Origin of the sequence: Flavobacterium sp. SH_e, assembly GCF_025717045.1 — a bacterium.
Classification (GTDB): domain Bacteria; phylum Bacteroidota; class Bacteroidia; order Flavobacteriales; family Flavobacteriaceae; genus Flavobacterium.
This window is the reverse complement of record NZ_JAOVZN010000008.1, coordinates 113,351-127,699: the sequence shown is the minus strand read 5'-3', so window position 1 is coordinate 127,699 and position 14,349 is coordinate 113,351. Positions and strand designations below refer to the sequence as shown.

Sequence of the window (14,349 nt, the reverse complement as noted above, 5' to 3'; positions counted from 1 at the left end):
TGCGCTTTTAATTAAATGAACTTATATCACTTATATGGTTAGTAATATTGCTTTATAGAATTCTTACGCCATCAGGATTAATCTTCGAAACGTGAATTTCATACGGTAAATTCATTTTTTCGTAAACGTCGCTCATGGCTTTTGCGATTTTTTCGGCGGTTTCTTTTCCTTTGCTTAAAGCGAAAATTGATGGGCCGGAACCTGAAATTCCAGAACCTAAAGCACCGTTTTCATAAGCCGTTTGTTTGATTTGGTCGAAACCTGGAATTAAAACGCTTCGAACTGGTTCAACGATTTCGTCGTGAAGAGATCTTCCGATTAAATCGTAATCTTTAGTGTAAAGACCAGCAACCAATCCGCCTACGTTACCCCATTGCGTGATAGCGCTTTTTAGGGAAACATTTTGTTTTAAAACCGAACGGGCATCAGACGTTTTCAATTCAATTTGCGGATGAACAACCGTTGCGTATAATTCTTCTGGACTGTCAATTCTAATAATATCCAAAGGCGAATAACTTCTTACCAAAGTAAAAGCGCCTAAAAGGGCAGGAGCAACGTTGTCGGCGTGAGCATTTCCGCTGGCTAATTTCTCGCCCTGCATCGCAAACTGAACTAAATCTTTACGAGAATAAGGTCTTCCCAATAATTCATTAATTCCGAAAACCGCTCCGGCAGAACTAGCCGCACTGCTTCCGATTCCGCTTCCGGCTTTTATGTTTTTATAAATTTCGATTTCAAATCCGAAATCCAATTCGTCTAAAGTTTCCAACATCGCCAAAGCCGCAACTCCAGAAACGTTTTTCTCGGTTTCCAAAGGCAAATCGGCACCGACAATTTTAGTGATTCGAACTCCTTTTTGATCGACTTTTCGAACAATCATTTCATCGCCCGCATTGTCTAAGCAAAGTCCCAATACGTCAAATCCGCATGAGAGGTTGGCGATAGTTGCTGGGCAAAATAGTTTTATTTCTTTCATTTTAATAGGTTCAAAGTGACAAAGGCTCAGAGGTTCAGAGGTTTTGCTACTTGTTATTTTTTTAAGGTTCAAAGTGGCAAGGTTCATAGGTTCAAAGGTTTTTAACTTTGTTCCTTTGCACCTTTGACCCTTTGTACCTCACTAAACGTTTCCAATTCTAATTACATCCGCAAAAATTCCTGATGCTGTTACAGCTGCCCCGGCTCCGGCTCCTTTGATCAATAAAGGCTGATCTACGTAACGATCTGTGTAGAAAAGCACGATATTGTCTTTTCCTTCTAAATTATAGAAAGGATGATCTTTTGGGATGAATTGCAGACCTACGCTTGCTTTTCCGTTTTCGAATTGCGCTACGTATTTCAATCTTGAATCTTTAGCTAAAGCTTCTTTGTAAATATTCTCAAAATGAGAAGCATGTTTGATTAACGATGCAAAGAAATCGTCGTTGTTTGTTGTTGCTAGACATTCTGCTGGTAAAAACGATTCGTTTGCAATGGCGTCAATATCCATTTCGTAACCGCTTTCGCGAATTAAAATCAGGATTTTACGAGCAACGTCAATTCCGCTTAAGTCGATTTTTGGATCTGGTTCTGTGAAACCTTGAACTCCAGCTTCTTTTACCACGTCGTGGAAAGAGTTGTTTTCGTCAAAATTGTTGAAAATAAAGTTCAAACTTCCAGATAAAACCGCCTGGATTTTATGCACTTTATCTCCAGATGCAATAAGATTTTTTACTGTATCGATAATTGGCAATCCTGCACCAACATTCGTTTCAAATAAGAAAGGAGCATTGTATTGGCGAGATAAGCTTTTTAATTTTTTATAGTTGTCGTAAGCAGAAGAACAAGCAATTTTATTACAAGTTACAACTGCAATACTTTCTTTTAAGAATCTTTCGTAAGCTTCAGAAACTGTTGCGTTTGCAGTAATATCTACAAAAATGCTATTACGTAAATTCATATCTTCTGCACGTTTAATGAATCCGTCTATACTTGCTGGTTCGCCTTCTGCTAAAGCTGAATCCCAGTTTTTTAATGAAATTCCGTCTTCATCAAAAATCATTTTTCTTGAATTAGATAAAGCAATTACGCGAACGTTAATCTTTAAATTATCTTTTAAAAACTTTCTTTGATTATGAATCTGCTCAATGAATTTTTCGCCCACATTTCCAACTCCCATTACAAATAAGTTCAGCTGTTTTGTGTTTTCTTCGAAGAAATTCTCGTGTAAAGTATTCAGTGCTTTTTTAACGTCTCTTTCGTTAATTACAGTCGAAATGTTTCTTTCGGAAGCACCTTGCGCGATTGCACGAATATTTACGTTGTTTTTTCCTAAAGTGCTGAACATTCTTCCGCTCAAACCTTGGTGGTTTTTCATGTTTTCGCCGACCAAAGCAATAATGCAAAGATCTTTTTCTACATAACAAGGATCGATTTTGTTTTGCGAAATTTCGATTTCAAAAGCTCTGTTAATCGCAGCTTCGGCATTATCAGCATCTGAATTCAAGATTCCGATACAAATTGAGTGCTCAGAAGAAGCCTGAGTAATAAAAATCACGTTGATTTTTTCCTGAGACAATACTTCAAATAATCTTCTAGAAGAACCCGCAACTCCAATCATTCCCGGACCTTCAAGAGTTAAAAGCGAAATATGATCAATATGGCTAATTCCTTTTACAACAGTATCTTTTGATGAAATCTGATTCGAAATTAAAGTTCCCTCAGCTTCTGGTTCAAAAGTATTTTTGATTAAAATCGGAATGTTTTTTCTTAAAACTGGCTGAATTGTTGGCGGATACAAAACTTTTGCTCCAAAATGCGACAATTCCATTGCTTCTTGATACGAAATAGTAGCAATTGGCTGCGCTTGTTTTACAATTTTAGGGTTTGCAGTAAACATTCCGTTTACATCAGTCCAGATTTCTAATTGTTCCGCATTGATTGCACCAGCGATAATTGCTGCAGTATAATCAGATCCGCCACGTCCTAAAGTTGAAGTGATTCCATCTAAAGTCTGCGCAATAAATCCAGGCAAAATGTTGATTCTTGATTGATTAGAAGCAAAATATTCTTGGATTAATTTATTCGAAACTTCGAAGTTAACAACTGCTTTTCCGAAGTTATTATCTGTTTTAATTAATTCACGGCTGTCTTTATAAACCGCATCTTTGCTGATTTGCTGATACGCTTGAGCGATGATGAAAGACGAAAGTAATTCTCCAAAACTTAAAATAGTATCGGCAGTTCTTGGAGATAATTCACCTAAAAGGAAACATCCGTCTAATAAAGTTTCTAAGTGATTTATGATTCTTTTTACATGACTTAAAAGACTGCTTTGTTCGCTTACGGGAATCAGTTCTTTAAGTGTGTCAAGGTGTTTTTTCTCGATTTCAGCAACAACATCTCTAAAGCTTTCGTCGTTTGCCGCTGCTTTTGCCGCTGCCGATTGCAATAGATCGGTTACTTTGCTTAATGCAGAAACTACAACAACTAATTGATCTTGTTTTGCTTTTTGGTTAACAATTTCGAGAACGAGTTTTATATTTTGAGCATTGGCTACCGAAGTTCCGCCAAATTTTAATACTTTCATTTTATGATATTTTTTTTCTTTTGATGCAATAGTTTTTATGTATCCAATGACTCTCTTCTTTCAGGAAAAAAGTATAGATAACCTAGGATTATATGTAAAAATGTATACCCCTAAGGGGTAGTAGTTGTTGTAGTAGTAATAATGGTAGCAGCAATTGCAACTCCTGTTTGAGCTGTAATAATTGTAGATTGATATTTTATGCTGTTACTTTTCATTTTTGATTTTTCAAAAGTACAGATTTTTAGAAGTATTAAAAACTCTAAAAGTCTTTTTGCGAATATTTTAATAATTCAAATTGGATTAATTCAATATTGAGTATTTGTTAAAATTCAATATTCTAAACTGAGGTTTTGATAGATTTTAGAATGACATTTTTATAAAACAAACCCATACAAAGGGCTGATTTTTAACTCGAAAATTGGCTAAAAAGCAGTAAAAGTCATGATGTTTTACTTTTAAAAACAAATAAAGGCAGAGATCAGTTGAGATTGAAATTTTAATTATTGTGATAAAATGTTGCTTTTTAATGTTGATTTGTTGAATTTTGACGTCTTAAAATTGAAAAACATCATGAGAGAGATCCATTATATAAGTACTGAAACAATAACTTTAGAAACATTGCACGAAATTTTATCCAACAATAAAATTCTTGAATTGTCTGAAGAGGCTAAAGTCAATGTTCAAAAATGCCGTGATTATTTAGATAAAAAGATGGCAACGCATACGGCGCCAATTTATGGAATCAATACAGGTTTCGGATCTTTGTACAGTGTGAAAATCTCTAATGAAAACTTATCTAAACTTCAAGAAAATCTCGTAAAATCTCATGCTTGTGGAACAGGAGAGGAAGTTCCTGCGGAAATTGTGAAGATGATGCTTCTGCTAAAAATCCAATCTTTAAGTTATGGGCATTCTGGTGTTCAGTTAAAAACTTTAGAGCGTTTAGTTGATTTCTATAATAATGATATTCTTCCAATAATATATACTCAAGGGTCACTTGGAGCTTCTGGAGATTTAGCTCCTTTGGCACATTTATCTTTACCTTTAATTGGAGAAGGAATTGTGTTGTTTGAAGGAAAAAAAGTAGCTTCTGCTGAAGTTTTAAAGCACTTTAACTGGGAACCGATTGTTTTGCAATCTAAAGAAGGCTTGGCTTTATTGAACGGAACGCAGTTTATGAGTGCTTATGGAGCTCATATTTTAATTAAAGCTTATAAATATTTGTATTTGGCAGACTTAATCGGAACTATTTCTCTAGAAGGTTTTGATGGAAGAATCGAACCATTTAATGAATTGATACATTATATACGTCCACACAAAGGACAAATCGTAACGGCACAGCGAATTACTGAATTCTTAGAAGGAAGCGAAATTATTGCTCAAGAAAAGAAACACGTTCAAGATCCGTATTCTTTCCGTTGCATGCCACAAGTTCATGGCGCTTCAAAAGATGCGATTGATTACGTTCGTAAAGTATTCAAAACAGAAATCAACTCTGTTACAGATAACCCTAATATATTTATAGAAGCCGATCAGATTATTTCGGGAGGGAATTTCCACGGACAGCCTTTGGCTTTAGCTTTGGATTTTATGGCAATTGCTTTAGCTGAATTAGGAAGTATTTCTGAAAGAAGAACCTATCAGTTAATTTCAGGTTTGCGTAATCTTCCAGCGTTCTTAGTTGATAATCCGGGGTTAAATTCAGGATTTATGATTCCGCAATATACTGCTGCAAGTATTGCAAGCCAGAACAAGCAATTGGCGACTCCAGCGAGTATTGATAGTATTGTTTCAAGTAATGGTCAGGAAGATCACGTGAGCATGGGAGCCAACGGAGCTACAAAAGCCTTACGAATTTTAGATAATTTAGAGCGTATTTTAGCAATCGAATTATTGAATGCTTCTCAGGCAATTGCTTACAGAGAGCCTCTAAAATCAAGTGATTTTATCGAAATGTTCTTAAGCAGTTATAGAGAAGTTGTGCCTTTGGTAAAAGAAGACAGAATCTTACATAATGACATAGAAAACACGGTGTTATTCCTTGAGAGTTTCCAAATAGAAAACGATTTGTTAACAATGGCTTAACATTGCAAAATATTATTGAAGTAATTTTGCACTATCAAAAATAAAACAATGTCAATAAACAGTATTTTCCAATTTTTAGTGCCGAAAGACAAAAAATTCTTTCCACTTTTTGAAGAAGCTTCAAGCAATTTAATTGAATTAGCTTCTAACTTACACGAAGCTGTAAATTTACCATTAAAAGAAAGAGAAATTCTTTTTCAAAAGATTGACGAATTAGAACAAAAAGGAGAAGACATTACACGTCAGACTAACCTTGAGTTAAGCAGAAACTTTATTACTCCATTTGATAGAGAAGATATTCACACGTTAATTACTTCAATTGACAACGTTGCAGATTACCTTCATGGTGCATCTAGCCGTATGAGATTGTATCAAGTTGATAAGATTACAAAATCTATCAGAAAGATGACAGAAATCAACCTTGAAGCTTGTCAAAACATTGACAGTGCAGTAAAAGAGTTGAGAAACTTACAGAACTTTAAAGTTATTAAAGATGCTTGTGCTAGAATTAACAAACTAGAAAACAAGTCTGATAACGTATATAACAAAGCAGTTTTTGAAATTTTTGAAAACGAAACAGACGCTAAAAATATCATTAAATATAAAGAGGTGTTATCTGTTTTAGAATCAGCAACAGACAAATGTAAGAGTGTTGCGAACATACTAGAATCTATTTCTGTAAAACATTCTTAATTCAATTTTTCAATCTGAAGTTATAATCTTATGACTATACTTATATTAATTATAGTACTTGCCTTAATTTTTGATTACATCAATGGTTTTCATGATGCGGCAAATGCTATAGCGACAGTTGTTGCGACAAAGGTTTTAACGCCTTTTCAGGCAGTGCTTTGGGCAGCATTTTTCAACTTTCTGGCTTATTGGGTTTTTGGATTCGGTGTTGCAGATACTGTTGCTAAAACAGCAGATACAATGCAAATTGACCTAGTTGTAATTTTAGCAGGTGTAATTGCTGCAATATGCTGGAATTTATTGACTTGGTGGTTAGGAATTCCTTCAAGTTCTTCTCATACTCTTATCGGTGGTTTTGCGGGTGCGGCGGTAGCGCATGCTATTGCAATTCATGGTTTTTCAGGCTATGTTGGAGCGGACGGAACTACACATCACTGGTACAATATAGTGAGTTGGTATAAGGCTGGAAAAGATGGTGGAATGCCTTCGGGAGTTCTTATTATTATTGCTTTTATTGTTCTCGCACCACTATTAGGAGCTTTAGCATCTTATTTGATTTCGATTTGGCTGTTAAATGCTTCACGTAAAAGTATTGGCCCAAAAATATTTACAATAGCTTTAATGATTGCAACTATTTGGTTCGTTTACGTACAAATGATTCCTTATGAAGAAATTATAAAAGACGGACATAAACCTCGTTTTGCTTCTTCAGTTTTTTGGAGTGTAGCATTAGAGCCTCATAATATTAAATGGCTTTTGGTTGCATTTATCGTATTAACGGTAAGTGGCTTTTGTTTGATTTTTAGTAGTTTGAATCTTCATCAGGCAGATGCGGCCTTAAAGAAAATGCAATTATTATCTTCTGCTGCTTTTAGTTTAGGGCACGGAGGAAATGATTCTCAAAAAGTAATGGGTATTATTGCGGCAGCGGTAGTTGTTTATATTAATACAAATCCTGGTGTTCATATGGATCCTTGGTTAGATGTGGTTCTTCCTTCTGAAGATGGCGCTTTTAAAATGCCACCTTGGATTCCATTAGCTTGTTATTCTGCGATTGCAGCAGGAACTTTGAGTGGTGGATGGAAAATTGTGAAAACAATGGGATCTAAAATTACCAAAGTAAGTTCGTTTGAAGGAGTTGCAGCAGAAACTGCAGGAGCTTTGACGCTTTACTTTACAGAGCACTTAAAAATTCCAGTAAGTACAACACACACTATTACAGGATCTATTATTGGTGTTGGATTAACAAAACGTGTTTCTGCCGTTAGATGGGGAGTTACAGTAAGTTTAATCTGGGCATGGATCTTAACTATTCCAATTTCAGCAATTTTGGCAGGTTTGGTTTATTTTGTACTAAGCGTATTTATTTAAATTGTAAAATGAATTTTGTAAAATGTGAGAAGTAAATCACATTTTGTTACTATAGAAAACCGATTTCAAATTTGAAATCGGTTTTTTTATGCTAGAAATTTAATTTCAAAAATGTCTTATAATAATATTTTAAAAGCTTTTAAAGGATTTTTATATTCACCAATCAAATGAACTTTGCAAAATATTTGATTATTTATTTAATAGCATAAAAAAACATAATGAAAAATATTTTTGAGAAGCCAATCATTTTTAATGGGTTGGGTGGGAAGGCAGTTTTGATTTACGGAGATTATATTATTGGAAATGTTTTAAAAGAAAGCACTGATGCTATAATTGATAAAATCCGTAAGGAATTATTTAATCCATCTGAATTTGATTCTTTGTTAGAAATAAATAATATAGATAAATATGAATTTGAGCCTGGAATTGATTCATATATTTTATTTACAGTTGCAAAAAACGGAGCTACAGCAGATATAAAAATTGAATTTCAAAATGTAGTGGTGGCAGAAAAAGCTGAAAAATCAATACAAAATCAATTTAAACAATTAGGCTTTAAAAGAGAAGAAGTAAAGCTAACAGCAATGCAGGCAGCTGCATCACCAGCAAAAACTACTTTAGGAATAGCTATTATTGGTGCACTTCTAACGGGATATGTATACAGTCAGCAAGGGCAGGAATTGACTAATACAAGGACTAAAGCCTTTGTTAAACTATTTTATGCGTTGTCACAATCTGTTGGCTATATGCCTTTTTTAATAGGTACTGTTGTGCTTGTTGTAATCTGTTTGTTCTGGGTAGTTAAAAGAATGGCAAATCCTCATTTTAAAGTTGTGGTTGTGAAATATTAATATATATGCCTTTTAAATAATTGTTCTTTAGAGCTGTTTTTCGTTTTTGAAATCAGCTCTTTTTTTGTTGGAAGAGAATTGGATAAATGTCTTAAACTGAAAGTTTAAAAACTTTTCAGGGTAATTATTGGAGGCTATTAAAAAGACCTTTGCAAAAAATATTAGTTACCAATTAACAATAGTTTTTAGAAATTAAAATTAGAAACATGAAAACAATTTTTGACAAACCATTCATTTTTGAAGGAGATGATAATAAAGTAGTATTAATGTATTCAAAATATATTATTAGTGATATTACTAAAGATATTGCAGAACAGGCAGTTGAAAGAATTGACCAGGAATTATTTAAAATAGAAGACTTTGAATCAGTTATCAATGCAGAAGATGTTTTTGAATATGAATTTGAGCGTGATTTTGATTCTATGATAATGTTCAGCATTCGCAAAAACGGTAAAGAGGATTATAAGAATATTGAATTTAAAGATCCTGAAACTACAAAAGAGGCAGAAGAAGTTTTTAAAGAACATTTTAAAGAATTAGGTTTTTTACGAAAAATTGAACAGTTATCTGCAGGACAGGCTGCAATAATTCCATTATTTGCAACAGCAGTTGTAGCTGCTTTGGGAGCATTTCTTACCATTTTTGCTTATTATATGGAAGATTATGTACCAGAGAGAACTAAAGTAGTAAAATGGTATGTATTTATACTGTATAAAATATCACAGACTGTTGGATATATTCCATTTTTAGTTTTATCAGTTGTTTTGGTAGCTACTTGTTTGTTTTGGACTTTCAAAAGACTGAAAAATCCACCAGTTAAAATTAGTGCTGTTAAATAAGAGATTTTTAATAGGATAGTTATGTTTTTTAATAAAGGCTGATTTCAATTTGAAATCGGCTTTTTTTAATTTTGTAATTGACTGAATTAATTATTTTGAAACTTATATATTTTTTTTTAAAGTCTATTTTTTTTTGTAAATCAAAACTTCTGCAAATTCTTATGGTTATGTTTGCGCTTATAATGCGTTTGTTTTAATTTGTTTTGATCTTCCGAAATAATACTTATTGTTCCATCGATTTCTAGCATGGCTAGTTTTACATTTTTAAAGAATTCAACTCCATGTTCTCGCATGGCTTCTTTTAATTCTTCGTCAGAAATATCTAATTTACTTAAAGCTTTAAAGTCTAATTTTCCGTCATGAATTAATATTTCTGGTTTGTCAAGCAATAAATTGCCAAGAGTTTTATAGTGATGCGTTAGTTTTTTAATGACAAAGTTTATTACAAATAAAACTAAAGCGGCGACTAATCCCCCAACGAGGCTTGTATCAGGACCAACCATTGCATTCTGAACAGAGTTGCTGATTAATAAAATAAGAATAATATCAGCGGTATTTAATTGAGAAAGTTCTTTTTTGCCAAAGATTCTTAAAGCAATTGTCATGAAAAAATAAACGGCAACACTTCGTATAATAATATCTAAATAAGGAAAATGCATGTTTTTTTATTTTAAAGTTAAATAAAAAAGCTTTGCCAAAGCTGTAAACTTTGACAAAGCTGCTAAATTATTTATACGATATAAAGTTAAAATGAACTTAACTAAGTTTAAAATTCTTTTCAATTGCTTTAATCATTTCTCCGGCAACATCTTTATTTGTTGCGCCTTCAATTCCTTCAAGACCAGGAGATGAATTCACTTCCAATAATAAAGGACCTTTAGAAGAACGGATAATATCAACACCAGCTACTTTTAAGTCCATTGCTTTTGCTGCTTTAATCGCGATCTTTTTCTCTTCAGGAGTTACTTTGATGACAGATGCAGTTCCTCCAAGGTGAATATTGGCTCTAAATTCACCAGGCATAGCTTCACGCTGAATAGCTGCAACTACTTTTCCGTCAATTACAAAACAACGAATGTCTTTTCCGTTGGCTTCTTTAATGAATTCTTGAACTAAGATGTTGGCATTTAAACTTTTGAAAGCATTGATAACACTTTCTGCCGCTTTTTTAGTTTCGGCTAAAACAACACCTTTTCCTTGTGTTCCTTCTAATAATTTTACAATTAGAGGTGAACCGCCTACCATTTTAATTAAGTTGTCCGTATCAAGCGGAGAATTAGCAAATCCTGTAGTTGGAATATCAATTCCACTGTTCAAAAGAAGCTGTAATGAATATAATTTATCTCTAGATTGTGTAATGGCTGTGGCTGAATTTAAAACAAAAACTTTCAAAGCCTCAAACTGACGTGTCAACGCGCAACCGTAAAAAGTGATACTCGGACGAATTCTTGGAATAATAGCGTCAAATTCGTTTAGGATTTTTCCGCCTCTGTAATGAATTTCAGGCTTTTTGGCATCCAGTTTCATGTAGCATTCCTTGATGTTAAGGAAATGCATTTCGTGACCGCGCATTTCGCCAGCTTCCATGATTCTTTTATTGCTATACAATTCGGGATTGCTGGCTAAAAGACCAATTCGTAAGCCTGTTTTTGCTTTTTCTGAATTTTGGTATAATTCTTTTAAAGTTTCGGCTGTAGGCTGTCCTAAAAGGTATTTTTGTTCTGGGTCGACTAAAACTCTTCCGCTCATCGCTTCACGTCCTAAAAGCATTCTAAACCCCATAGAATCGCGATTGGTTAAAGTCATTTCGATTGGCCATTTCGCATCACCAATTTTTAAGCTGGTTTGAATGACATAACGGTGTTCTCTAAAACCACTTGAACTTTTTACAATTCTTTTGTCGACAAGTGGTGCTTCGCAATGAATAACAGTTTTAATATTATTCTGAATTGGATTAATATCGAATTTGACCCAATTGGCATCATTTTTTATAAAAGGAGCTATGTTTATAGCGTGCATTGCCGAAGTTTTAGCGCCAGAATCCACACGAGCCTTGATTGTCGGGATTCCTAGTTCTGGAAATGAGCACCATTCTTCGCTGCCTAAAATGACTTTGTTTTGAAGCATAAATTGTTTTTTAATTATGAATTTAAATTCAAAAATAGCTATTTGCTTTTACTAAAGATAGTGATTTTTAATAAAAAAAATACCCGTTATGTTATGAAAACGTAACGGGCATATTATGTGTGTTATAATTTTTTAACTAATTTATTGATTAGTCGGCTCTTCAGCTTTATGTATTTCTACTGACAATTCTTGTGAATCGTCTTTTAGATCCATCATGATTTCATCGCCTGAATGAATTTTCGAAGTGATGATTTCTTCTGCTAATAAATCTTCAACATATTTCTGAATTGCTCTTTTAAGCGGTCTTGCTCCAAATTGTTTGTCAAAACCTTTTTCAGCGATAAATGCTTTTGCTTTATCAGTTAAGCTTAATTTGTAACCTAGTTCTGCAATTCGAGAGTAAAGTTTTTTCAATTCGATTTCGATAATCAAATCGATATCAGCTTTTTCTAATGCATTAAATACAATTACGTCATCAATTCTGTTTAAGAATTCAGGAGCAAAAGTTTTCTTCAAAGCGTTCTCGATAATGCTTTTTGAGTTTTCATCGGCTTGAGCTGTTCTTGCAGCAGTTCCGAATCCAACACCTTGTCCGAAATCTTTCAACTGACGAGCACCAACGTTTGAAGTCATGATAATGATTGTGTTTTTAAAGTCGATTTTGCGACCTAAACTATCAGTCAAATATCCATCATCTAAAACTTGAAGCATCATATTGAATACATCTGGATGCGCTTTTTCGATCTCATCTAAAAGAACTACACAGTATGGTTTTCTACGAACTTTTTCAGTCAATTGACCACCTTCTTCGTATCCGACGTATCCTGGAGGCGCTCCAACTAAACGAGAAATCGCAAATTTCTCCATGTATTCACTCATATCGATACGAACTAAAGCATCTTCAGAATCAAATAATTCTTTTGCTAATACTTTAGCCAATTGTGTTTTACCAACCCCAGTCTGACCTAAGAAAATGAATGAACCAATTGGTTTGTTCGGATCTTTAAGTCCAGCTCTGTTACGTTGGATAGAACGAGCAATTTTTAAAACAGCTTCATTTTGCCCAATTACTTTGTTCTGAATCAATTCAGGTAATTGAGCTAGTTTGTTGCTTTCTGTTTGTGCAATTCTGTTTACAGGAATTCCAGTCATCATCGAAACAACATCAGCTACGTTATCTTCTGTAACTTCAATTCTGTTGTTTTTAGAATCTTCTTCCCATTGTTCTTGTGCTAAAGCAAGATCTTTTTCGATACGTTTTTCATCATCGCGAAGTTTGGCTGCTTCTTCATATTTTTGTTTTTTAACAACCATATTTTTCATTTCGCGAACTTCTTCCAACTGACGTTCTAAATCCAAAATTTGTTTCGGAACATCGATGTTAGTAATGTGCACACGTGAACCAGCTTCGTCCATTGCATCGATAGCTTTGTCTGGTAAGAAACGCTCAGACATATATCTGTTTGTTAACTTAACGCAGGCTTCGATAGCTTCCGGAGTATAAGTTACGTTGTGGTGGTCTTCGTATTTGTCTTTTACGTTGTTCAAAATCGCAATTGTTTCTTCAACAGAAGTTGGTTCAACAATTACTTTTTGGAAACGTCTTTCTAAAGCACCATCTTTTTCAATATACTGTCTGTACTCATCAAGAGTCGTAGCACCAATACATTGAATTTCTCCTCTAGCTAAAGCAGGTTTGAACATGTTTGAAGCATCAAGTGAACCTGTTGCTCCACCAGCGCCTACAATAGTGTGGATTTCGTCAATAAAAAGAATAATATCGTCGTTTTTCTCAAGCTCGTTCATTACAGCTTTCATTCTTTCTTCAAATTGTCCTCTGTATTTTGTTCCTGCAACTAAACTTGCAAGATCAAGAGTTACAACACGTTTGTGGAAAAGAATACGAGATACTTTCTTTTGGATAATACGTAGAGCAAGTCCTTCTGCAATAGCAGATTTACCAACTCCAGGCTCTCCAATAAGAAGCGGATTGTTCTTTTTTCTTCGGCTTAAAATTTGCGATACACGCTCAATTTCTTTTTCTCGTCCTACAACTGGATCTAATTTCCCTTCTTCAGCCATTTCTGTTAAATCTCTCCCAAAATTATCTAAAACTGGAGTCTTAGATTTTTTGTTTGACTTATTGGCGGGATTATTAAAGCTGCTTTCTTTCAGACTGTCATCTTGTCCTGAATCATCATTATACGATTCGTTTCTTGGCAAGTTTTCTAAGAATTCTTCTTCGTTTGGAGTCATATTTAAATACTGTTCTTTAGCTACGTCATAATCTATTTTTAGTTTATTCAATAGCTTGGTTGTTGGATCGTTTTCGTTTCTCAAGATACATAACAGCAGATGAGCGGTGCTAATTGATGAACTTTGAAATACTTTTGCTTCAAGAAAAGTGGTCTTCAGGGCTCTTTCGGCCTGTCGGGTAAGATGAAGGTTTTTCTTTTCTGCATTTACTTCAACGCTCAGGTTAGCAGGGCTAAGTACTTCTACTTTTCTGCGTAAATGATCTAAATCGACAGCTAGGTTATTAAGTATATGAATAGCTTTTCCGTTACCATCTCTTAAAATACCTAGCATAAGATGTTCTGTACCAATAAAGTCGTGGCCCAATCTAAGAGCTTCTTCCTTACTGTACGTAATTACATCTTTTACTCTTGGTGAAAAATTATCATCCATAATATATAATTGGTATTGTAAATTTAGTGAATTACAGTTTTAAAAACAAAAACCGTACCTTCAAGAACTACTGTCAGCTAATAGACGAAAAAAAAGACAATAAAAGCGTTAAAAAACGCTTAATTTATTA

10 protein-coding genes are annotated in these 14,349 nt (G+C 34.0%); 5 read left to right on the top strand and 5 right to left on the bottom strand.

The window, feature by feature from the left end; all coding sequences use genetic code 11:
• Nucleotides 1-52: 52 nt before the first annotated feature.
• Nucleotides 53-976: a homoserine kinase gene (locus OD917_RS18650; RefSeq protein ID WP_263524930.1), complete on the bottom strand. Its 924-nt coding sequence runs from the start codon at nt 974-976 to the stop codon at nt 53-55.
• 141 nt (nt 977-1,117) lie between these two features.
• Nucleotides 1,118-3,565 carry a bifunctional aspartate kinase/homoserine dehydrogenase I gene (gene thrA / locus OD917_RS18645; RefSeq protein ID WP_263524929.1) on the bottom strand — a complete coding sequence of 816 codons (2,448 nt, stop codon included), beginning with the start codon at nt 3,563-3,565 and terminating at the stop codon, nt 1,118-1,120.
• Nucleotides 3,566-4,135: 570 nt separating this feature from the next.
• On the opposite strand from thrA, the gene hutH reads away from it, so the two are divergent.
• From hutH to OD917_RS18620, 5 genes are all read left to right on the top strand, one after another.
• Nucleotides 4,136-5,650: a histidine ammonia-lyase gene (gene hutH / locus OD917_RS18640; protein WP_263524928.1), complete on the top strand. Its 1,515-nt coding sequence runs from the start codon at nt 4,136-4,138 to the stop codon at nt 5,648-5,650.
• 48 nt (nt 5,651-5,698) lie between these two features.
• Nucleotides 5,699-6,343, top strand: a complete 645-nt coding sequence (locus OD917_RS18635; protein ID WP_008462731.1) for a DUF47 domain-containing protein — start codon at nt 5,699-5,701, stop codon at nt 6,341-6,343.
• Nucleotides 6,344-6,373: 30 nt separating this feature from the next.
• Nucleotides 6,374-7,714, top strand: a complete 1,341-nt coding sequence (locus OD917_RS18630; RefSeq protein WP_263524926.1) for an inorganic phosphate transporter — start codon at nt 6,374-6,376, stop codon at nt 7,712-7,714.
• A gap of 218 nt (nt 7,715-7,932) precedes the next feature.
• Nucleotides 7,933-8,565: a hypothetical protein gene (locus OD917_RS18625; RefSeq protein ID WP_263524925.1), complete on the top strand. Its 633-nt coding sequence runs from the start codon at nt 7,933-7,935 to the stop codon at nt 8,563-8,565.
• A 206-nt stretch (nt 8,566-8,771) separates the two neighbouring features.
• Entirely contained in the window at nt 8,772-9,404 is a 633-nt protein-coding gene (locus tag OD917_RS18620) for a hypothetical protein (RefSeq protein WP_263524924.1), read from the top strand.
• A 140-nt stretch (nt 9,405-9,544) separates the two neighbouring features.
• On the opposite strand, the gene OD917_RS18615 is transcribed toward OD917_RS18620, so the two are convergent.
• The 3 genes from OD917_RS18615 to OD917_RS18605 all read right to left on the bottom strand — a co-directional run bounded on the left by OD917_RS18615 (nt 9,545) and on the right by OD917_RS18605 (nt 14,219).
• Nucleotides 9,545-10,063: a DUF421 domain-containing protein gene (locus OD917_RS18615; RefSeq protein WP_263524923.1), complete on the bottom strand. Its 519-nt coding sequence runs from the start codon at nt 10,061-10,063 to the stop codon at nt 9,545-9,547.
• Between the two features lie 97 nt (nt 10,064-10,160).
• Nucleotides 10,161-11,531, bottom strand: coding sequence for a 30S ribosomal protein S6--L-glutamate ligase (rimK, locus tag OD917_RS18610; protein ID WP_263524922.1), 1,371 nt, complete (start codon nt 11,529-11,531; stop codon nt 10,161-10,163).
• Between the two features lie 141 nt (nt 11,532-11,672).
• Nucleotides 11,673-14,219, bottom strand: a complete 2,547-nt coding sequence (locus OD917_RS18605) for an ATP-dependent Clp protease ATP-binding subunit (RefSeq protein ID WP_111378475.1) — start codon at nt 14,217-14,219, stop codon at nt 11,673-11,675.
• Nucleotides 14,220-14,349 lie beyond the last annotated feature (130 nt).

What these genes read in the sequence shown, in the direction of transcription:
- OD917_RS18650 (WP_263524930.1), bottom strand. Translation starts at nt 976, where the DNA reads ATGAAAGAAATAAAACTATTTTGCCCAGCAACTATCGCCAACCTCTCA.
- thrA (WP_263524929.1), bottom strand. Translation starts at nt 3,565, where the DNA reads ATGAAAGTATTAAAATTTGGCGGAACTTCGGTAGCCAATGCTCAAAAT.
- hutH (WP_263524928.1), top strand. Translation starts at nt 4,136, where the DNA reads ATGAGAGAGATCCATTATATAAGTACTGAAACAATAACTTTAGAAACA.
- OD917_RS18635 (WP_008462731.1), top strand. Translation starts at nt 5,699, where the DNA reads ATGTCAATAAACAGTATTTTCCAATTTTTAGTGCCGAAAGACAAAAAA.
- OD917_RS18630 (WP_263524926.1), top strand. Translation starts at nt 6,374, where the DNA reads ATGACTATACTTATATTAATTATAGTACTTGCCTTAATTTTTGATTAC.
- OD917_RS18625 (WP_263524925.1), top strand. Translation starts at nt 7,933, where the DNA reads ATGAAAAATATTTTTGAGAAGCCAATCATTTTTAATGGGTTGGGTGGG.
- OD917_RS18620 (WP_263524924.1), top strand. Translation starts at nt 8,772, where the DNA reads ATGAAAACAATTTTTGACAAACCATTCATTTTTGAAGGAGATGATAAT.
- OD917_RS18615 (WP_263524923.1), bottom strand. Translation starts at nt 10,063, where the DNA reads ATGCATTTTCCTTATTTAGATATTATTATACGAAGTGTTGCCGTTTAT.
- rimK (WP_263524922.1), bottom strand. Translation starts at nt 11,531, where the DNA reads ATGCTTCAAAACAAAGTCATTTTAGGCAGCGAAGAATGGTGCTCATTT.
- OD917_RS18605 (WP_111378475.1), bottom strand. Translation starts at nt 14,219, where the DNA reads ATGGATGATAATTTTTCACCAAGAGTAAAAGATGTAATTACGTACAGT.